Consider the following 21,042-nt stretch of genomic DNA (forward strand, 5'->3'; position numbering starts at 1 on the left):
TGGAGAGTCATCATGCAATGGACATTTAACCGACTCGTACTCTCGGGTCTTTTTCTTACTTCCCCTTTCACCTTCACTGGACAAGCCTTCGCTAACCAAGCTGCAGATTCGGTCGCACCAGAGCACAGCACTGGCATTGAGCAAAAGCAGCTGGTCAAAGCTAAAGATTATATGGTTACCGCTGCTAACCCACTGGCGACTCAAGCGGGTGCAGACGTACTTGAGCACGGCGGGAATGCGATAGATGCCATGGTCGCGGTGCAATTGATGCTTGGCTTAGTTGAACCCCAGTCATCAGGTATTGGTGGCGGTGCGTTCTTAGTGTATTGGGATAGCGAAAAGCAAAAACTGACCACTTACGACGGGCGTGAAACCGCCCCCCTCGCCGTAACGCCAAAGCTATTTTTAGATGAGAACGGTCAGCCATTGCAATTCTACGATGCCGTGGTTGGAGGACGCTCTGTCGCAACACCAGGCACCGTGAAACTATTGTGGGATACCCACCAGAAATACGGCAAGCTGGAATGGAAAAAGATCATTCAACCTGTTATCTCGCTTGCGGAGCAAGGATTCAAAGTCAGTCCTCGCCTAGCAAGCTTGATAGAAAAAGACGCCGAGCGTTTATCACGCTTTCCAGTCACAAAAGCCTATTTCTTTAACTCGGATGGCTCGCCAAAAACCGAAGGTACGCTATTAAAAAACCCTGAATACGCACAAACACTGAGTGCTATTGCTAAGCAAGGTGCTCAAGCCTTCTACCACGGGGATATCGCCAGAGACATTATCAAGACGGTACAAAACGCGCCGGGTAACCCCGGCGTATTAGCCCAACCCGACTTTGATACCTACCAAATCAGACAACGTGAGCCGGTTTGTGCAGCATACCAAAGCTATGACATTTGCGGCATGGGACCACCAAGCTCTGGCGCGCTCACCATTGGTCAGATTTTGGCGATCACTGAACAGTACGATCTCAAAGGCTGGGGGGCTAACAGCATTAAATCTTGGCAAGTACTCGCCGATGCATCGCGTCTAGCGTTTGCTGACCGTGGTAAATACATGGCAGACCAAGATTACGTGCCGATGCCAACGCAAGGCTTGCTTGATGAAAGCTACCTCCAGCAGCGAGCAGAGCTGATCCAAGTCGGCAAAGCACTAAGCAAAGTTGAAGCGGGCAATCCTCCGTGGTCGCACGCAATGAACTTAAGCATGGACGAGTCCATTGAACTCCCTTCCACCAGCCATTTCAATATCGTCGATAAGCAAGGCAATGTGGTTTCAATGACGACCACCATTGAGAATGCGTTTGGCTCGCGCTTAATGGTGCGTGGCTTCTTGCTCAATAATGAACTGACCGATTTCTCTTTCCGTACTCATAACGACGGAATCCCAATCGCCAACCGCATAGAACCAGGCAAGCGTCCACGATCTTCAATGGCCCCGACCATTATGATGAAAGATAACAAACCTTACATGGCGATAGGTTCTCCGGGTGGCAGTCGAATCATCGGTTACGTGGCGCAAACCATCATTGCCCACACGCAATGGGATATGAATATCCAACAAGCTATCAATCAACCACGATTACTCGACCGTTTTGGCACCTTAGATATTGAGCAAGGTACCGCTGCAGAAGGCTTACAGCCAGAGCTGGAGAAGATGGGCTTTAAAACCAATGTTCGTGATTTGAATTCTGGACTGCATGCGATACGCATCACAAAAGATGGACTAGAAGGTGCCGCAGATCCTCGTCGAGAAGGAGCAGCAATCGGCAAATAGGCCTGTTTTGCTCGACTCCTTGTGCGAGATCTCTCACAAGGAGTGGAGCAAACCTCTCTTTTTTAATGGTAAAACAGCCCACAAACAAACATAAACTATTGAATAATATAAATATGTTTATTTTTCAAACGCTTTTGATTGAGAAAAATGTGGGCTTCGACCATTGTTGAGAATCGTGAAGAGCGTAATATGAATCTTGTCGGAAGGATGTTGACACGGAACAGGAAACACCACGGATTTGGTGAACTTCAGGAAGAAGAAACGGGTATTCAGGATGAATAGTCGGGCATGGATTGCAAAACTGGACATTGAACGGAATCAATAGCAACTAGGACGGTTGCTACTAAGGACGGGAAATGGACACCTCTGGACGAGGAAAGGACTGAACATCAGGATGATGTCATGGACACCGCTCAGGGAACAAGTGATGAGAGCTAACGAGGATGGTTAGCAGACCAGGATAAGGTCAAGGACACCGCTAGGAAGGCGACGAAAGGATTAAGCTGAAGGAATGCAGCACGCTATCAAGGATTTGATGCATGGAGCACTTTTAGTAGCTGGATTGCTGCGAGTAAGACTATAACCCCGACGGGCGTAAGCCCTCGGGGTTTTTCTTTGTCTAAAGATAAGCGATTTAGACCAAGAGCCTTTTCGAATAGCGTCATTTAGCTCCCTATCTTTCAGCATTTTGTTGATTCCAAACAGCCAAAACAGAAAGAGCCACCGAAGCAGCTCTTATGTTCATTTTTTCACAAAGCCCTACAGCTTCTCCAGTCTCGCGTAAGCGGTGACTAACCATTTAATGCCTTCACCGTTGAAAGCAATCTGCACTCGGCTTTGTGGGCCACTGCCCTCAAAGTTGATGATCGTTCCTTCACCAAATTTCGGATGCATCACACGAGAACCTAGTGAAAAACCAGTCTCATTGAAGTTTTCTTTTACTGCGGTTTGGCTAAAACGTCCACTACTTGAAGGGCGACTCACTTGCGCCTTCATGCGCACTTCATCCAAACACGTTTCTGGTAATTCACGAATAAAGCGCGATGGTTTGTGGTATTTGTCCTGGCCATATAGGCGACGCATTTCCGCGTAAGTAATGTAGAGCTTTTGCATCGCGCGCGTCATGCCCACATAACACAGACGGCGCTCTTCTTCCAAACGCCCTGCCTCTTCAGCGGACATCTGGCTTGGGAACATACCTTCTTCCACACCGACCATGAATACCAATGGGAATTCCAAACCTTTCGCACTATGCAGCGTCATCAGTTGGACTGCATCTTCAAATTCGTCCGCCTGACCTTCGCCCGCTTCCAGAGCCGCATGCGTTAAAAATGCCGTCAGCAGAGACATTTCTTCCGCTTCTTCTGGTTTTTCGAATTGGCGAGTGGCGGTAACCAGCTCCTCCAAGTTTTCTATGCGAGCTTTAGACTTTTCGCCCTTCTCTTGCTCATACATCGCAAACAAACCCGAGTACTTGATCACGTGGTCCGTTTGCTCATGTAATGGCATTTCTAGTGTATCGTCTTCCAACGCGGTGATTAATTCGACAAAACGACTTAACGCACCAGCTGCTCGACCCGTTAATACTTGCTCATCGAGCATTGCCAGACTGGCTTCCCACATAGTGCACCCTCTATCACGAGCTGCACGACGGATAGTCTCTAGCGTCTTATCGCCCAGACCACGTGTTGGGGTATTCACGACACGTTCAAACGCGGCATCATCGTTGCGATTCGCCATCAAACGCAAGTAGCTCAACGCATCTCTGATTTCTTGACGCTCGAAGAATCGCATGCCTCCGTAAATACGGTACGGTAAGCCTGCCTGAATTAATGCTTCTTCCAAAACACGAGATTGCGCGTTGTTACGATACAGCATCGCAGCATCATTCAATGCGCCGCCATTCTCTTGCCACTCTTTGATTTTATTGACCGCAAAGCGCGCTTCGTCAAGCTCGTTATAAGCGCTGTAAACCGAGATCGGCTCTCCCACATTGCCATCCGTCCACAGCTCTTTACCCATGCGTTCAGTGTTGTTCGCAATCAAGGTATTGGACGCTTCAAGAATCGTCTTGGTCGAACGATAGTTTTGTTCGAGACGAATGGTGTTCACGCTCGGAAACTCCAGCGTGAACTTCTCAATGTTCTCGACTTTTGCACCGCGCCAACCATAAATTGACTGGTCGTCGTCACCAACAATCATCACGTGACAATCTGGGCCAGCCATCATGCGTAGCCAAGCGTATTGAATGTTGTTGGTGTCTTGGAATTCGTCAACCAAGATATGCTTAAAGCGTGCTTGGTAGTGTTCACGCACAAACTTGTTGTCACGCAGTAGCTCATGCGCGCGCAGCAAAATTTCTGCAAAGTCCACTAAGCCAGCACGATCACACGCTTCTTGGTAAGCGGTATACAGCTGCAAATAAGTTTTGGTCACTGGATCGTGATAAGCGTCGATATGCGATGGGCGTAACCCTTCGTCCTTCTTACCATTAATCCACCATGAAACTTGGCGTGCAGGCCACTGCTTTTCATCCAAGTTTTGTGCTTTGATCAAACGCTTTAACAAGCGCTGCTGATCATCGCTGTCTATGATTTGGAAATCTTCCGGTAGCTTGGCATCAAGATAGTGTGCACGCAAAATGCGGTGACAAATACCGTGGAAAGTCCCATTCCACATGCCAGATGCACTGCCCATCATCAACTCTTCAATACGACCACGCATTTCTGCTGCCGCTTTATTAGTGAAGGTGACCGACATGATCGAGAAAGGAGAAGCTTGCTCGACTGACATAAGCCAAGCGATACGGTGAACAAGAACGCGAGTCTTACCACTCCCTGCACCAGCAAGGACAAGTAAGTTTTCTAGAGGAGCTGCAACGGCTTCACGCTGTTTATCGTTTAGACCGTCGAGTAATAGAGATGGATCCATCATGATGAGCTACTGGTTATTTATACATAAAAACCGATTATAACCTAAACAGCTGGGTGCTGTTTAGACAAAACTTGATAAAAAATTCGCTGTTTTTTTAATCTTTCATTCAAAGAGTTAACGAAGGTAATCACTCCAAAACCATTCGCGAGAGTTATTTTTATGAAAGTTTTTCTGCCTCATCTCTATCTTTTAATTTAAGCAAGTGGATAAAGGTTGTACGCCAAACGGCGAATCGACTTGCCGAATGAAAGTAAAAGGAAATCACTCAGAGGAAATTATGATGAAAAAATCGAATCTTGCTGTTACTGCTGCTGTTACTGGCCTTCTTGCTCTTGGTGGCACCATGCTCACCGCAGCCCCTGCTGTCGCAGCAGAAAAAGAAAAGTGTTATGGCGTGGCGAAAGCCGGTAAAAATGACTGCGCAACGAAAAACAGCTCTTGCGCGGGCACCTCTAAAGAAGACAACCAAAAAGATGCTTTTGTTGTCGTTCCTAAAGGATTGTGTGACAAATTGGCTGGCGGTAGCACCAGCGGCTCATAACTCAACATCACAAGTTTCTGTGGGGCGCGTTGCACTTTAACCAACGCCCCAGTTACTCGCCAATCAGAAAAGGAGTTTCACGTGAAACATCACTCTTTCCATCCTCTTGCTGGCGTCGGATTACGCTCCCCTCATCTCGATTATTTTAGCCAACACAAACCTGAGCTGTCGTGGTTAGAAATCCACAGCGAGAACTACTTTCAGCCCAACTCAGTAGAGCACCATCAACTGCAAGCATTACGCGAGCACTACCAAATTAGTTGCCACGGTATTGGTTTGTCGCTGGGTTCGGTGGAACGTGTGAATCCGAAACATTTAGCGCAACTAAAAGCATTGATAAATACAGTTGACCCGCTCTTCGTCTCTGACCATTTAAGCTGGAGTGAAAATGGTGGTCACTACTTCAATGATCTACTTCCCTTGCCTTACACGGAAGAAGCGCTGCAAGTCTTCACTCGTAACGTGCTTGAAGTGCAAGAATACCTACAACGTGAAATCTTAATTGAGAACCCATCTAGTTATGTGAAGTTTCACCATTCAACCATCAGCGAATGGGATTTTCTTACCGAAGTGCAAAAGCGCACCGACTGTCGTTTATTACTCGACTTAAATAACGTATATGTTTCCGCCTTCAATCACGGTTTTGATTGCGACACATACCTAGATGCGATTCCAGCCGACAAAGTCGACGAGATTCATTTGGCAGGTTTCACTATTAAGCCGTTGGATAAAGGTGAGATTTGGATTGATACTCATAGCCGTCCCGTCAGTGATGAAGTATGGCAGCTGTTCGTCAGTTGGACACAAAAACACGGCCCTCGCCATACGCTGATTGAATGGGATTTGGATATTCCTGCACCAGAAATACTTCTTGGCGAAGCAGAAAAAGCATCCTCACTATTGCAGAAAAATCATTTAATTGACCAAAAGAGCAAAAGGAAAGCGTCATGAATCTTGCGACCTTGCAGAGTCAATTTGCTAAAGCCCTACATTATCAAGCGCTCGGTGAAGAATGCGACATTGTGAGTGACAAATTTACCGCAGATGAACGCATACAGATTTACCGCAATAACTTTATCATCAGCTTGAGTGAGGTATTGGCAGCGACCTACCCAATGGTTGAAGCCTTAGTTGGAAAAGAGTGCTTCGATCAAATTGCTCGCCAACACGTACTTTCTCACCCCTTAGCTGAAGGTAATGTCGTACATTATGGTGCTGGCTTTCAAGATACGATTATGCAGTTTAGTCAGGTCATGACCCAAGCCCCGTACACTCCTGAAGTCGCAAGGTTTGAATGGCATATGGACTTAGCTCGACAAATACAGAATGAGAAAGTCGAAAAACCAAATCGAATCCCTTTATCTGCACTTGCCCAAGTGACGGAAGAACAACAACCTCAATTGGTGTTTCATTTGCGCACTGGCAGTCGCAGCTTTGACTCAAACTACGCCGTATTTGATCTCTTTCATGCGATTCAACACCAAGAGTTTGAACAGCTCAATATCAATCAATTACAGCGAGGTGTCATCTCTATTCAAGCCAATGGAGAAGCTCAATGTCACGCACTCGATACCGATGTTTTTCAACTGCTGCAATGTTTAGAGCAGAAGCAGAGTTTGAGCGAAATACCCGAAGCTTTGCTCGTTCACCTTAATAGCATCATGGCACTCGATCTCGTTGACGGCTTTACATTGAAATCAATCTAAGGAGCACTCTATGACGAATACGGTTAAAAACTTAGTCAATCGGTACGACGACTTGATCAATACCTTACAAGCTGGCTTTGTCCCTTTACTACTTCTCTTTTGTCGTTTGTGGGTTGCATGGGTGTTCTTCAATTCAGGGTTAATCAAAGTTTCTTCTTGGGATAGCACGCTGTATCTATTCGAATTGGAATACCAAGTGCCACTTTTGCCTTGGGAGTTAGCGGCCTACATGGGAACGGCTGCCGAGTTGATTCTGCCAGTATTTTTAGCGTTGGGATTAATTACCCGCCCGATGGCTGCGATTCTATTTGTGTTTAATATCATAGCGGTCATCTCTTACCCGGTATTGTGGGAAAAAGGGTTCTATGACCATCAATTGTGGGGATTCATGATTTTAGTGGTCATCGTATGGGGACCGGGAGTTATCTCTATTGACCATGTTATAAAGAACAAGTTGACGTGATAAAAAAATCCCCGCAGTGGCGGGGATTTTTTATTGTTTATTTAAGTAAGCAAGAAGCTCATCAGCTGAGATGCCCTGTTGAGCAAGATCTTTTGCCAACAGCTCAACTTGTTCACCTTTGCGCGACTCAATCACTTGCTGGAATTGGTACACGATATCACGCAAAATTGGCAGAGGTACTTGTTTAGCCGCACTACGAATACGCTCGGAGCTTTGATTACCCAGCTCATTAAGCAACTTGCCAAACATCACCTTTTCTGGTGAATCTTCCATTTGCTCTAGAATACGAGCCATTTCATACGTGGTTAACGACATTACTTTTTGAGTTCCGTTATGGTGTCAGGAAAAGTCTGAACGACAAATATACACGCCTTACTTACATTGGAAAATACTAAATTACACTGATTTACGCTTTCGCAAAGCTTGAATGCCAGTTCTTACCTGCTTTTGTAAACAGAACCACCAACGCAGGCAATAGAACCCACATATGAATTGCGATCAGTGTTTGAGGTTCCAAAGATAAACGCTGCAACGTACCAACCAACAAACCAGAGCCACTCATTTGGAACAACCCAAGCAGTGCCGCAGCCGTACCCGCTTTGTCACCAAACGGTTCCAATGCTTTCCCTGCTGCTGCACCCAGAATGAATGCAAAACCCACTGATGACATGAAAATAGGTAGCATGAAAGAAAGCGCGGTATTCTGACCATTCATCACCAGCATAATCACACCTGCGAGACCCAGAGTCGAGATCCCCGCAACCAAAGTGTTGTGCGTGCCAACGCGCTCCATAAACTTAGGCGCAAGCATACAAGCCGCAATATTGATCACTGCATTTACACCAAACCAGAAGGTGAACTCATTCATCGACAACCCCATCCCTGTCATCAATACCGATGGCGCCGAGGTGACATACGCGAGAATAACCGCCATCGCCATTAAACACAGTGAAGCATGGAAGACAAAAGATGGCGTACTAAGCACTGCCCAATAACGGCTGAGCTTAAACACGGCTTGCTTTTCCGTTGATGGGTTGGTCTCTTTCATCATGAAAAACATCAATGATCCAGACACCACAGCAAAACCCGCCATAAAGCTAAAGTTAGCACGCCAGTCAAATTGCTGAGTTAACCAACTACCTAGAATTGGAGCTAATGCCGGAATAAAACAAATCGCGCCGTTAAGATAGCTGATCATTTTGCCGCTTTTTTCCGGGCCAAAGATATCGCGAACTGTTGCAAAGGCTGCTACCGATGTCGCACACGCACCTAAGCCTTGTAGCAGTCGGGAAACCAACATCCATTCAATATTTTGAGCACTCCACGCCAATAAAGCGCTCATCGCATAGATAGTGATACCGCCCAATGCAACAGTTCGACGTCCGAGTTTATCTGCCAAAGGGCCAGCAAACAGTTGCCCTACACCCATCGCAAATAAGAACCAAGTGATCGTGTCTTGTGCTAGCGCATTATCGACCTGAAAAGTGGAAGCAATAAGAGGTAAAGCAGGTAGATAAATATCAATCGCAAGAGGACTGAAAAGAACCAAAAGGGTCAATAACGCCATCTGTTTTTTACTATTAGAAAACTGGCTAGGCACACAACACTCCGAATTGGATAAAGAACTTTGGATAGAGCTTAATCATCTGATGATATGAATGGAAATGATGTATAATCATGAGCATTATTCCTTAGAGGAAATTCACCGTGAACGTCGAAAAACTGGCTCGTATCGATTTAAATCTATTGGTCTGTTTTAAAGTTTTGATAGAAGAGTTAAATGTCACCCGAGCCGCCCACCGACTGTGCTTGAGTCAGTCTGCCGTGAGCAAATCACTGGCTAAACTGCGCATCCAATTTGATGACCCGCTTTTCACCCGAAACTCGCATGGATTAACACCAACACCGCGCGCTTTGTTTCTTAAACCGAAACTGGATCTGTTGATAAACCAGTTAGAAGTACTGACTCAACCAGAAGAGTTCTCTCCACAAAGCAGCGAATACCGTTTTCAAATAGCAGCGGTTGAAAGTGTTTACCCTCTGATTCTGCCTCATTTCTTACCGGCGATTTTTCAGCAAGCCCCTGGGGTGACGATCAGCACTCACCCTTGGTCCGATAATACTTTTAAAATGCTGCAACGTGGCGAGCTAGACTTAGGCTTAACTGGAAAAGATATCGATATTAATGATGCCAAGCTGACTCTGCTGCCACCCGATGACATATGCGAACTGGAAATTTATCGAGATCACCAGATGTGTATTATTCGCAAAAATCACCCAGCATTAAAACAGCCTTGGAACCTCGAAGCGTATCTCGCCCTGCGTCACGTACAAGTGCGTTGTGACGGCAACGACCGTTGGCTGTTAGATTATCGCCTTGCCGATATTGGAGCCGACCGCGATATTGCCGTCACCGTTCCGGACTTTAATAGTGCCGCAAGTTTATGTTCCTACACTGACTTTATTTTTACCGCCCCAAGCCATTTTGTGCAGCTCGCTGCTAAACAGCTTGATTTGGTCGTACTACCACTCCCGCTAGAATTTCCACCTATGGCTTACACTTTATTCTGGCACCGAGACAGAGAAAACGACCCTGCATTGGGTTGGCTACGTGCGATGATCACACAAAAAACCGATCACCTTAGATAAAAATACCGCTCTCAATTTGCGCTTAGCGGGTAAAATGAGTAGCTTAACTGTCGTAGTCCTTTTTGGCTCATCTATGGCCTAGTTGTACTCCGACTCAACCTAAGTCATTGCAAACTTGCGTTGATCATAAACTGCATGAAGCAGAAGGAAACAGCTCCCACACCTGAGCATGAAGGAGCGGTAATTTGAAGGAATAAAACAGATGCACAACGAAACCCTCAGCCGCGTGAATGCGATTCGCGAATGGCTTATACAACATAATATTGATGCCCTACTTGTCCCTCATGAAGACGAGTACTTGGGCGAATACGTACCAGCGCACAACGAGCGTTTACATTGGCTAACTGGTTTTACCGGTTCTGCTGGTGCTGCGGTAATCACCAAAGACGAAGCCGCTATCTTTGTTGATGGACGCTACACGGTACAAGTAACCAAGCAGGTTCCTGCTGATCTATTCGAATACCGCCACCTGATTGAAGAGCCTGCGCTAGATTGGATTAAAGACCACCTTGCAAATGGCGCGTCTGTGGCAATCGACCCTCGCATGCACAGCTCTGCTTGGCTAGACATGGCACAAGCAAAACTTGCAGGTGCACTTGAGCTTAAGATTCTAGACAGTAACCCAATTGATGAGCTGTGGCACGACCGCCCTGCTCCTGTGGTTTCTGACGTTCGCCTAATGGCAACAGAAGCGGTTGGTCAATCAAGTGAAAGTAAGCGCCAAGAAATCGCAGAGCTGGTGAAAAAAGCCGGCGCAGACAGCGCAGTGATCACAGCACTTGACTCTATCTGTTGGCTGCTTAACGTTCGTGGTCTAGATGTATCACGTCTACCAGTTCTGCTTTCTCACGCGATTCTGCATTCAGATTCAAGCGTGGAATACTTCCTAGATCCAGCTCGCCTACCTGCTGAGTTTGACGCTCACGTTGGTTCTGGCGTAACAGTTCATCACCCAGAAGCGTTACAAGCACGACTAGAAACTCTAACTGGCAAGAATGTACTGGTTGACCCTGCGACAAGTAACGCATGGTTTAAGTTGGTTCTACAAAATGCTGGCGCATCTGTGGTGAGTAAAGCTGACCCATGCCTAATGCCAAAAGCGGCGAAGAACGCAGTTGAAATCGCAGGGATGAAAGCATGTCATATCCGCGATGGCGTGGCGATGAGCAAGTTCCTATGTTGGTTAGATGCAGAAGTCGTTGCGGGTAACTTGCATAATGAAGCAACATTGGCTGACAAACTAGAAGCGTTCCGTAGCGAAGACCCGACGCTTATGGATCTTAGCTTCGATACTATTTCGGCAGCAGGTGGCAACGCGGCGATGTGTCACTACAACCACGAAAACCAAACTGAACCTGGCAAGCTAGAACTGAACACACTTTACCTAGTGGATTCAGGCGGTCAGTATCTCGATGGCACGACAGACATCACGCGTACCATCGCGATCGGTCAACCTTCTGCAGAAATGAAGAAGCAATTTACGTTGGCGCTGAAAGGTCATATTGGCGTTGCTCGAGCTCGTTTCCCGAAAGGCACACGTGGTTACCAAATCGATACGCTAGCTCGTCAGCACCTATGGGCAGAAGGCTACGATTACGATCACGGTACTGGTCACGGTGTTGGTCACTTCCTAAGTGTTCATGAAGGTCCAGCGAGCATTTCGAAGAAGCAAATCGACGTGCCTCTAACAGAAGGTATGGTGCTATCCAACGAGCCAGGTTACTACCGTGCAGATGCGTTTGGTATCCGTATTGAAAACCTAGAGCTTGTTGTTGAAACCCCAACTAACGGTGACTTCCCTGTTCTGTCATTTGAGTCGCTAACACGCTGTCCAATCGACAAGCGCAATATCAACGTTGATATGCTAACTCGTCCAGAACTTGCTTGGCTGAATGACTACCATCAGAAAGTATGGGATGAGATCAGCCCGCTAGTCGAAGGTGATGTGAAAGAGTGGCTTCGTCAAGCAACGCTACCTGTAGCACACAGCTAGAAGCTAGAAGCTAGAAGCTAGAAGCTAGAAGCTAGAAGCTAGAAGCTAGAAGCTAGAAGCTAAAAAAAAGTAGAGGGTTGATGTTTTGCATCAACCCTCTTTCTTTTCCTATGTTTCACGTGAAACATAACGATGACCAGTGGCTTTATTTGTTGCTTAACCAGAATACGCCGAGTGCCAGTCTCGCCATACTGGGTCAAAGCCTTTGGCTCTAATCATATCTTCCACAGAACTAGCACTTCGCTCATCACTGATCTCAAACTGCTCGAGTTCAACATCATCCATCGCATAACCACCCGGCTGAGTTTTCGATGCTGCAGATATACTGGTAATGCCTAAAGGCAATGAGTTGTCTCTAAACTTCGGTGACTCACGAGTCGATAATGACAACTCCACTTCTGGATTCAACAAACGATAAGCGCAAATCAACTGCACAAGCTGTTTATCCGTCATGACTGATTTTGGTTGGAGCGCGCCCTCACAAGGACGTAAACGTGGGAAAGAAATTGAGTAACGAGTCTGCCAATACGTGCGCTCAAGATAGTCCAAGTGCGCTGCCACATAAAAACAGTCGGTACGCCACTCTTCCAACCCTATCAATGCGCCAATACCGATCTTATCGATGCCCGCTTTTGCAAGACGATCGGGTGTATCCAATCGGTATTCGAAATCCATCTTATTGCCACGCAAATGGTGCTCGGCGTAAGTCGAAGGATGATACGTTTCTTGATAGACCATCACCGCATCCAAACCCAATGTCTTGAGCTCAGCGTATTCGTCTTGATCAAGTGGCTGTACTTCCATCGCCAAATAGTTAAAACGTTGCTTAATCATCGGCACCATTTCGCGGAAGTATTTCATGCCCACTTTGGTTTCGTGTTCACCAGTCACCAGCAATACGCTATCGAACTTCATGCGTTTAATGGCTTCAACTTCTGCAGCCACTTCGTCCCTATTCAAGGTACGACGCTTGATTCTATTCTCCATCGAGAAGCCACAATAAGTACAAGCATTGGCGCACAAGTTAGAAAGGTACAATGGAATATAAAGCGACATGGTATTACCAAAACGCTTGCGAGTTGCCGAGTATGACAGCTGCGCCATTTGCTCTAAGTACGCTTCAGCCGCTGGTGAAATTAGCGCTTTAAAGTCTTCCAAATCACGTTTGGGTTTATTCAATGCTCGCTCGACATCTTGTGCCGTTTTCGCGTAGATCGACATCGAAATGTCATCCCAATTAAGCTGCTTAAATTGTTCAACGAAGCTCATGTTTTCCTCGCTTAATAGCTAAACCCATCTAGGACTAAAGCTCATCTAGGAATGACGTCAGTGGACTCGACGCAATCGCATGAGAAACCTTACCAGCAAGTCCGGCTTCATAAGCCATACGTCCCGACTCTACCGCCAACTTAAATGCCTTCGCCATCGCAACGGGATCGTTCGAAGCTGCAATCGCGGTATTAACTAGCACGGCATCCGCGCCCATTTCCATCGCACGTGCCGCATGTGAAGGAGCACCAATACCCGCATCGACAACCACTGGAACATTAGCTTGGTCGATAATGATCTCTAGGAAATCGTGAGAAACTATCCCTTTATTGGAACCAATCGGCGCACCTAATGGCATGACTGCAGCACAGCCTACTTCTTCCAATCGTTTACACAGAACCGGGTCAGCATGACAATAAGGAAGCACAATGAAGCCTTCACGAACCAGTTGCTCAGCGGCTGCTAGTGTCTCAATAGGATCGGGCATCAAGTACTTCGGGTCTGGATGAATTTCCAGTTTTAACCAGTTAGTACCTAACGCTTCTCTCGCCAGTTGTGCAGCAAACACAGCATCTTTAGCATTCTTTGCACCTGAAGTGTTCGGCAATAAGTTCACCCCAGCTTGTACTAACGGCAGCAAAATATCGTCTTGTTGGTCGTTCACATCCACACGCTTCAACGCCATGGTCGCAAGTTGACAACCCGACACTTGAATCGCTTCTGCCATTAGTCGGCTGTTGGCAAACTTCCCTGTTCCTGTGAACAGTCTAGATTCGAATTGTTTATCACCAATTTTAAGCATCGACTTTAACCCCCTGCGATTGCTTGAAACAAAGAGATGCTATCTCCCTGTGAAAGAACTGTGCTAGCCCACTCACTGCGCGGCACAACATGGTTATTAATTGCAAAAACACAGCCCATTTCAGGCAGCGCAAATTGGCTAATGATTTGCTGTAGATTCGACTCACTGGCAACTTGATGTGACTGGTCATTGATGACAATCGTGATCACATCTAAGTCAGCATCGGTCACTTGTGTTGTTTGTTGTTCTGATAACGTCATTGCTTCCAACTCTCTTAATTCTGCCCATTATTCGTAAGCTAAATCTGAGCACACACTTGGCACTGTTTGTCTTTGCTTATCGCCATGGTTTGCCATTGCATTTTCAATCCATCAAACAGATGCAACTTTGCAGTCTCAACATGAAACTTTCCCGTCGCCAGTTTTTGAATTGCCGCTATCGCTTGGTAGTTACCAAGTGTGCCCACCACCGGACCGACGACACCGCTGTCACTGCATTTTTGCGTTTGCGGTAATTCATCGAACGGATACAAACAGCGGTAACAGGCTTTACTCTCCGCTCCTTGTTCACTTGGCGTTTGGTAATCAAAGACAGCAAATTGCCCTTGCCAACCAATTGCCGCCGCTGAGATGAGCGGCGTATCTTGCTCGAAACAAACTTGGTTAATGAGCTGGCGCGTTGGCATGTTATCGGTGCAGTCCAGCACCACATCCGCTAGCATCACCTCAAGCTGCAGCTGTGCTTTGTCTAATCGCTTATTGAGAGCACGAACTTGGACCATAGAATTAAGTTCAGTGAGTTGCTTTACAGTCGCTTCTGTTTTCGCAACTTGGAGGTCTTGTTCACGATAAATGATCTGACGCTGTAGGTTACTGCTATCAACGTCATCGTCATCGACCACAACCAATTTACCAACACCCGCTGATGCCAAGTACAAACTCGCTGCGCTCCCTAACCCACCACAACCGATGATCAGCACATGCGATTTGCTCAAACGCTCTTGCCCAATTTCGGCAATTTCAGGCAGAGCGAGTTGGCGCTGATAGCGAAGGAACTGCTTATCCGTGAGCATGCTCGCCTCTCTTGGTATCCGCCAATTCATTATTCTGATCAGTAAACGTTAGCTGTCTTTCCTTCATCAGTTGTGCGAAGAACTCGATGACGGACTGAGGTGATTCTGCCAACGTAATAGCACGCACAACTGCCAAACTAGAGACGCCCGTGCGCCAAACTTGGTCTGCATTAGATTGGTCAATACCACCAATCGCAACCGTCGGAAAGCCAAGCACATAGTCACTACCTACTTTGTCTTTTGAAGGACGGAAAGCAGCCTCTGTATTTGTATAAGGAATGCTATCAATCAACTTTTGATACAAAGCCAAGCGCACCAAACCTTGTGGTTTCGATGGCATCTGTTTAGTGGTGGTTGGGAAAATATGCCCTAGCGCGATGTAACTAGGATGAATTTGTACGATGCGCAGTAGCTCATAATAACCATGAGTAGAAAGACCAAGACGAATGCCGGCTTTGGTTAGCTGAGCCAAGTTCGATTCTTCTATGTCTTCTTGTCCTAGGTGAACGCCATAAGCGCCATGCTTGATTGCCAACTGCCAATAGTCATTGATGAACACTTGTGCTTGATACTGACGACCTAGCTCAATTGCTCGAATGATCTGTTGTTCTAAATCGGCTTGTTGTGGGTTCTTGATTCGCAGTTGAATAGTGTTGATGCCTAGTGGCAGTAGACGCTCAATCCAAGCAACATCATCAACGACTGGATAGAGCCCTAGACTTTGCTTAGTTAGAGTTGGGAAGTTAACACTCTCTCCTTGTGCTGACCAACCAACTTGAATACCTAGTCGGTTATCTTCCAGTACAGGTGTCGGGAAATCATCAAATTGGTTAGCCCACTGAGTTGATTGTCCCTCGTCAAGGTTGTCATTAAACAGTGTTTCACGTGAAACATTCGCCTGTTGAGTTAGCATTCCTCGAGCAAGTGTTAACGCATCTTCGATAGGAAAATCGAGTACTGTCAGCGTTACTATCCAAGCAAGGTGATGTTCGGGATCGAACATTGCGTTGAGTTTGGACTTAACAGAAAGCGCTCTTACTTCGTCGTTAATTGGGTGACGCCAGATATCAAGCTGAAGCACTTTCTCCTTTTGATCGGAAACTTGAGTATCAGCAATACCAATGTAAATCGCTTTCGACGGTTGCTTAGCACACGCTTCTACCGATAAAGCAGAGCGGTAATGGAACACAAATGAACTCTCATGCTCAGAGTTATGTCCATCAATAAGATCTGTCGTTATACGTGTGGTCTGTTGGTCGCGAACAAGCTGAATAGATTGAGTTGGGCTCACACCCAACTCAATGTCTTCGATGCTAAAACCCTGTTCTTTCGCCAACAACAAACATTGCTGAACTAAACCTGTCAGTTCAATCAATGATGACGGAATAAGGATTTTGCTCATTAGTCACTTACCTCGGCATGTGCTGCTGGGTGGTATAACTCAGAACCTGACTCTCTAAATTCTTGCGATTTCTGACGCATCCCCTCAAGAGGATCATCAAGCATTTTGATCGAGATAGCTTGGTCCGCAGCAACTTGCTCAGTATCTTTCGCGTATTCTCGAACCTCTTGCGAAATCTTCATCGAGCAGAACTTTGGTCCGCACATCGAACAGAAGTGAGCAACTTTTCCCGACTCTTGAGGCAAGGTTTCATCATGGAAAGCGCGAGCGGTTTCTGGGTCGAGTGACAAGTTGAATTGGTCTTCCCAGCGGAACTCGAAGCGAGCTTTAGAAAGCGCGTTATCACGAACTTGTGCGCCTGGATGCCCTTTCGCCAAATCAGCAGCATGAGCAGCAAGCTTGTAAGTGATCATGCCTACCTTCACGTCCTCTTTGTTTGGTAAGCCAAGATGCTCTTTAGGAGTTACATAACAGAGCATCGCACAGCCATACCAGCCAATCATGGCAGCGCCAATGCCTGAAGTAATATGGTCGTAACCAGGAGCAACGTCTGTCGTCAGTGGACCAAGGGTGTAGAACGGTGCTTCATGACAGTGCTCTAACTGCTCTTCCATATTCTCTTTGATCATATGCATTGGAACATGACCAGGACCTTCGATAATCACCTGTACGTCGTATTCCCACGCAATCTTGGTTAACTCACCAAGGGTACGAAGCTCAGCAAATTGCGCTTCGTCGTTCGCATCGGCAACCGAACCAGGACGCAGACCATCACCGAGAGATAGTGCGACATCATACTTAGCACAGATTTCACAGATCTCTCGGAAATGGGTGTATAAGAAGCTTTCTTGGTGATGCGCTAAACACCATTTCGCGATGATAGAACCACCACGAGAAACGATGCCAGTAACGCGCTTTGCAGTCATTGGCACATAGCGAAGTAGTAAACCGGCATGGATAGTGAAGTAATCAACGCCCTGCTCTGCTTGCTCAATCAGAGTATCGCGCATCACTTCCCAGTTAAGATTTTCGGCAACTCCATTCACTTTTTCCAGCGCTTGATACATAGGTACGGTACCGATCGGAACCGGGCTGTTACGCAGAATCCATTCTCGAGTTTCATGAATATTGCGACCTGTGGAGAGATCCATAACAGTATCGCCACCCCAGCGTGTCGCCCACACTAGCTTCTCAACCTCTTCCTCAATCGAAGACGTGACCGATGAGTTACCGATATTAGCGTTCACTTTGACCAAAAAGTTACGTCCAATGATCATTGGTTCGGATTCTGGGTGGTTGATATTAGAAGGGATAATCGCGCGACCTTCGGCAACTTCTTTTCGAACAAACTCGGCGGTAATGTCTTTTGGAAGATTCGCTCCAAAGCTTTGACCAGGATGCTGTTGATTCAGCACATCATCACGGTACTTGGAACGACCCATGTTTTCACGCAGCGCGATGAATTCCATTTCTGGGGTAATAATGCCTTTGCGAGCATAGTGCAGTTGAGTGACGCATTGCCCATCTTTGGCACGTCGAATACGTGGTAGATTACCGTAACGAAGATCGTCTAGTGTTTCGTCTTCTAAGCGTTCTTTGGTGTACACCGAGCTTACTTCATCGAGTAACTCTGTGTCACCACGCTCTTCAATCCAGCTTTCTCTTAGCTTTGGTAAGCCGCTATAAAGGTCAATATCGTAGTTCGGATCAGTATAAACACCTGACGTATCGTAGACTCGGACGGCTTCATTCGGCTCGAAAATAGGCGCTTCTTTTGTGCCACCAATCAGACTATCTGCTAGCGCTATTTCACGCATAGGTACACGAACATCTGGACGTGAACCTTCTACATATACTTTTGTGGAATTTGGGTACGGCTGTACCGAGAGTGTTTCAATAAACTGTTTTGCTTCCAGTCTCGCTTGTTTGCGACTCGACATAGCATTTTTCCTTGCTTTGTTATACTAGATAAAAAGTAATTGGATAAAAATGCTTGGCGGATAGATGCGACAAGAGGAGTCAAATTAAGGCTAAATAAAGCTTAAGTAATTTGCCTATAACAACATTCGACTATTTGATAGGTCAACCAGAAAGAACTCCGGTATAAATATCTTCTCTTGTTCCCTTCGCAGATTCTAATCTGATCAGGTTCAACGGATCCCGAATTAACGGTCTCAGCCTTATGGCACTCCGACAAGTGATATCAGTATATAAAAACGGCCTGGTTAAACCAAGCCGACCTGTTTAATTTTTAACTACTTTGCTAGCTGCGCATCAATAATTGGAAACCGATCCACGCAGCAGAGATGCTCAGCACCACATTTAATAAAATATTTAACCCCATCTTAAAAAACGCACCTTGCTGCATAAGTAAAACATTATCCATAGAAAAGGTGGAAAACGTCGTCAGTGCCCCTAAAAATCCCAAACCAATCACTTGTCGCCAAGGTTCTGTTGCCAACAGTTCATTGTCGAACGCAGCAATCAACAAGCCCATGATAAATGAACCAACCACATTAACAGTTAGCGTACCGTATGGAAAACCACGCCCCAATAAAATGACACACAGTTCAGATATCAAGTAACGAGAACACGCACCGAAAGCACCACCTAGTGCAATAAAACCAAGAATGGAAAACTGCCCCATAATTCCCCCAACACTATTGATGACGATATTGTAACCAAAACTAAAGCAATATTGATGGTGAAATTTTAGAATTCGACAACGTATTGCATTTAAAACACGCTGAGATTAAAAAAGTTACAGGAGTCACTTTACTTCAATATACCCCATCAAACCGGTTTTCATGTGCTCAATAACATGGCAGTGATACATCCAACGTCCAGGGTTGTTAGCAACAAAGGCAGCTTTGGCACTGCCATTTTTTCCAAGTAAAACCGTATCGGTATGGAACGGTTCGTCGAGTTTCTTCCCATCTAACTCAAGAACAGTAAATGTATGCCCATGAAGATGAATAGGATGATGATATTGAGTAACGTTCTTCAAATTGAAGATATAGGTTTTTCCAAGCTCCAATGTTGAAAGTGGCGCAGGGATATTATTTATGCTCATTCCCTCCCAAGCCCGTTTGTTCATCAGCCAGAATTTAGGTATCGCTTTGCCCGATTTATCGACGGGAGTGATCGCCCCCTCCCATTCAAACACATAATCGATTTGCTTCGCATTTTCCAAATCAAGATCAGGCACAGGGTTGAGAGGCAATAAAGGCAGTTTCTTGTTGCTTGGCAGGTCAGACTCAACAACTTCAAACTCACACAAAGAGAATGGGAAGCGCCCTTTCATTTGACGCACATAAACACGCTCTCCAGCCTTCGGAGCAATCAATCCGATATCCAATCTCATTCCCGGACCAATTTTGTGTTGAGTGAGCCTATAAGGCGTTTTAACTGGATTGCCATCGATAGCAATAACCCAAGCCTCTGTGCCTTCAATCGCGATCGGATAGGTAATGGTGTTATCGACATTAGCAATTCTTAATCGCGTAGTCGCGTTCTGCTCCAGCGTATAAACAGGCTCATGAATACCATTGACGCTACTCCACTCTCCTGGCGTTCCCATACGTGCACTCAAGCGCGGCACCATTAGGTTCTTCCACTGTCCTTGCTTGTCTAAATGCCAATGCTTGAGGACGACTTCATGCTCTTCATCAAACTGAACAGGCTCAGCCTCTTCAACAATTATTAGCCCAACCAACCCCATACCAAGCTGCTTAACGCAGTTCATGTGTGGGTGATACCAAAACGTACCTGCATCTGGCGGAATAAACTCATACGTAAAAGTCTCTCCGGGCATGATAGGAGCCTGGCTTAAAAACGGAACTCCATCCATTTCAATAGGAATCCTCAAGCCATGCCAATGAATCGTCGTCGGCTCTGATAGCTTATTGATGAAGTTGATTGTTACCTTTCCCCTTGTCGGCAACGAATTATCGGTGCAGGTATACGCCCATTAAAAGCTAATACCTCAGTATTGAAACCGGGCACTAGTTCAGCCGTAGAAGGCTCTGCAGTGATATCGTATATATACTGCCCCTGCTTATTAGTACTCCTAGATAGAGAGCATGCGGGTAGAACAGTAAGCGCGGAGATCGCTAAGGATGATTGAAGGAAGCGTCGACGAGATATATCCATACATAGTTACCCATTAATCCAGATCGGTTGAGTGTAACTAAATATAAATAATGATTCTCATTTATTGCTAACATTTCGGAGCACTTGGTTATAACGACTAGTCTAATAGGTTGGTGAGTAATAAATACTTACAAAGAGCAGCAGGCAGCAGAAAGGCATATAGGTGGGATGAGAGGACAAATGCATAGTGGCAAGTAGATACAAAAAAGGCTCTGACCTAAGTCAGAGCCTTGATATATGGCAGGGGTGGAGAGATTCGAACTCCCAACACGCGGATTTG

At 46.1% G+C, this 21,042-nt stretch carries 17 protein-coding genes, 1 pseudogene and 1 riboswitch; of the genes and pseudogenes, 7 read left to right on the forward strand and 11 right to left on the reverse strand.

Annotation, left to right across the window (positions count from 1 at the left end; translation table 11 throughout):
• The first annotated feature begins 12 nt into the window (after positions 1-12).
• Positions 13-1,779, forward strand: coding sequence for a gamma-glutamyltransferase (ggt, locus tag MSG33_RS23080; RefSeq protein WP_248382271.1), 1,767 nt, complete (start codon positions 13-15; stop codon positions 1,777-1,779).
• Positions 1,780-2,538: 759 nt separating this feature from the next.
• On the opposite strand, the gene uvrD is transcribed toward ggt, so the two are convergent.
• Positions 2,539-4,713 (reverse strand): DNA helicase II, encoded by a 2,175-nt coding sequence (uvrD, locus tag MSG33_RS23085; RefSeq protein ID WP_005397027.1) that lies wholly within the window; start codon positions 4,711-4,713, stop codon positions 2,539-2,541.
• 280 nt (positions 4,714-4,993) lie between these two features.
• On the opposite strand from uvrD, the gene MSG33_RS23090 reads away from it, so the two are divergent.
• From MSG33_RS23090 to MSG33_RS23105, 4 genes are all read left to right on the forward strand, one after another.
• Entirely contained in the window at positions 4,994-5,254 is a 261-nt protein-coding gene (locus MSG33_RS23090; RefSeq protein WP_031780600.1) for a DUF2282 domain-containing protein, read from the forward strand.
• Between the two features lie 81 nt (positions 5,255-5,335).
• Complete coding sequence (locus tag MSG33_RS23095; protein ID WP_248382273.1) at positions 5,336-6,205, forward strand: DUF692 domain-containing protein; 870 nt, start codon at positions 5,336-5,338, stop codon at positions 6,203-6,205.
• Positions 6,202-6,960 carry a DNA-binding domain-containing protein gene (locus tag MSG33_RS23100; protein WP_164667113.1) on the forward strand — a complete coding sequence of 253 codons (759 nt, stop codon included), beginning with the start codon at positions 6,202-6,204 and terminating at the stop codon, positions 6,958-6,960. Before MSG33_RS23095 ends, MSG33_RS23100 begins: the two co-directional genes overlap by 4 nt.
• A 10-nt stretch (positions 6,961-6,970) precedes the next feature.
• Positions 6,971-7,423: a DoxX family protein gene (locus MSG33_RS23105; RefSeq protein ID WP_248382275.1), complete on the forward strand. Its 453-nt coding sequence runs from the start codon at positions 6,971-6,973 to the stop codon at positions 7,421-7,423.
• 30 nt (positions 7,424-7,453) lie between these two features.
• On the opposite strand, the gene MSG33_RS23110 is transcribed toward MSG33_RS23105, so the two are convergent.
• Positions 7,454-7,738, reverse strand: coding sequence for a hypothetical protein (locus MSG33_RS23110; protein WP_005397034.1), 285 nt, complete (start codon positions 7,736-7,738; stop codon positions 7,454-7,456).
• Positions 7,739-7,829: 91 nt separating this feature from the next.
• On the reverse strand, positions 7,830-9,023 hold the full coding sequence (locus tag MSG33_RS23115) for a multidrug effflux MFS transporter (RefSeq protein ID WP_197710233.1): 1,194 nt from the start codon (positions 9,021-9,023) through the stop codon (positions 7,830-7,832).
• Positions 9,024-9,130: 107 nt separating this feature from the next.
• Here MSG33_RS23115 and MSG33_RS23120 point away from each other — a divergent pair, with 107 nt between their 5' ends.
• Both MSG33_RS23120 and MSG33_RS23125 read left to right on the forward strand, forming a co-directional pair.
• A complete protein-coding gene (locus MSG33_RS23120; protein WP_005397044.1) occupies positions 9,131-10,072 on the forward strand; it encodes a LysR family transcriptional regulator in 942 nt (313 codons plus the stop codon).
• Between the two features lie 202 nt (positions 10,073-10,274).
• Positions 10,275-12,065 (forward strand): aminopeptidase P family protein, encoded by a 1,791-nt coding sequence (locus MSG33_RS23125; protein WP_248382277.1) that lies wholly within the window; start codon positions 10,275-10,277, stop codon positions 12,063-12,065.
• Positions 12,066-12,221: 156 nt separating this feature from the next.
• Here MSG33_RS23125 and thiH read toward each other — a convergent pair whose 3' ends face one another.
• The 8 genes and pseudogenes from thiH to MSG33_RS23165 all read right to left on the reverse strand — a co-directional run bounded on the left by thiH (position 12,222) and on the right by MSG33_RS23165 (position 20,762).
• Positions 12,222-13,334, reverse strand: coding sequence for a 2-iminoacetate synthase ThiH (gene thiH, locus MSG33_RS23130; protein ID WP_248382278.1), 1,113 nt, complete (start codon positions 13,332-13,334; stop codon positions 12,222-12,224).
• 34 nt (positions 13,335-13,368) lie between these two features.
• Positions 13,369-14,136: a thiazole synthase gene (locus MSG33_RS23135; RefSeq protein WP_248382280.1), complete on the reverse strand. Its 768-nt coding sequence runs from the start codon at positions 14,134-14,136 to the stop codon at positions 13,369-13,371.
• Positions 14,137-14,141: 5 nt separating this feature from the next.
• The gene (gene thiS, locus MSG33_RS23140) at positions 14,142-14,396 is read right to left on the reverse strand and encodes a sulfur carrier protein ThiS (protein ID WP_124009022.1); all 255 of its coding nucleotides are present in this window, start codon (positions 14,394-14,396) and stop codon (positions 14,142-14,144) included.
• A gap of 38 nt (positions 14,397-14,434) precedes the next feature.
• A complete protein-coding gene (locus MSG33_RS23145) occupies positions 14,435-15,208 on the reverse strand; it encodes a HesA/MoeB/ThiF family protein (protein ID WP_248382283.1) in 774 nt (257 codons plus the stop codon).
• Complete coding sequence (locus MSG33_RS23150) at positions 15,195-16,610, reverse strand: thiamine phosphate synthase (protein WP_248382285.1); 1,416 nt, start codon at positions 16,608-16,610, stop codon at positions 15,195-15,197. The genes MSG33_RS23145 and MSG33_RS23150 overlap by 14 nt, the downstream gene beginning before the upstream one ends.
• Complete coding sequence (gene thiC, locus MSG33_RS23155) at positions 16,610-18,550, reverse strand: phosphomethylpyrimidine synthase ThiC (protein WP_248382287.1); 1,941 nt, start codon at positions 18,548-18,550, stop codon at positions 16,610-16,612. The genes MSG33_RS23150 and thiC overlap by 1 nt, the downstream gene beginning before the upstream one ends.
• A gap of 164 nt (positions 18,551-18,714) precedes the next feature.
• A riboswitch (TPP riboswitch) is annotated at positions 18,715-18,813 on the reverse strand.
• A 60-nt stretch (positions 18,814-18,873) separates the two neighbouring features.
• The gene (gene crcB, locus MSG33_RS23160; protein ID WP_005397071.1) at positions 18,874-19,257 is read right to left on the reverse strand and encodes a fluoride efflux transporter CrcB; all 384 of its coding nucleotides are present in this window, start codon (positions 19,255-19,257) and stop codon (positions 18,874-18,876) included.
• 123 nt (positions 19,258-19,380) lie between these two features.
• Positions 19,381-20,762, reverse strand: a pseudogene (locus MSG33_RS23165) (multicopper oxidase family protein).
• Positions 20,763-21,042 lie beyond the last annotated feature (280 nt).

The sequence above is a fragment of the Vibrio sp. 1CM7H genome (genome assembly GCF_023161645.1).
Taxonomy (GTDB): Bacteria; Pseudomonadota; Gammaproteobacteria; order Enterobacterales; family Vibrionaceae; genus Vibrio; species Vibrio diabolicus.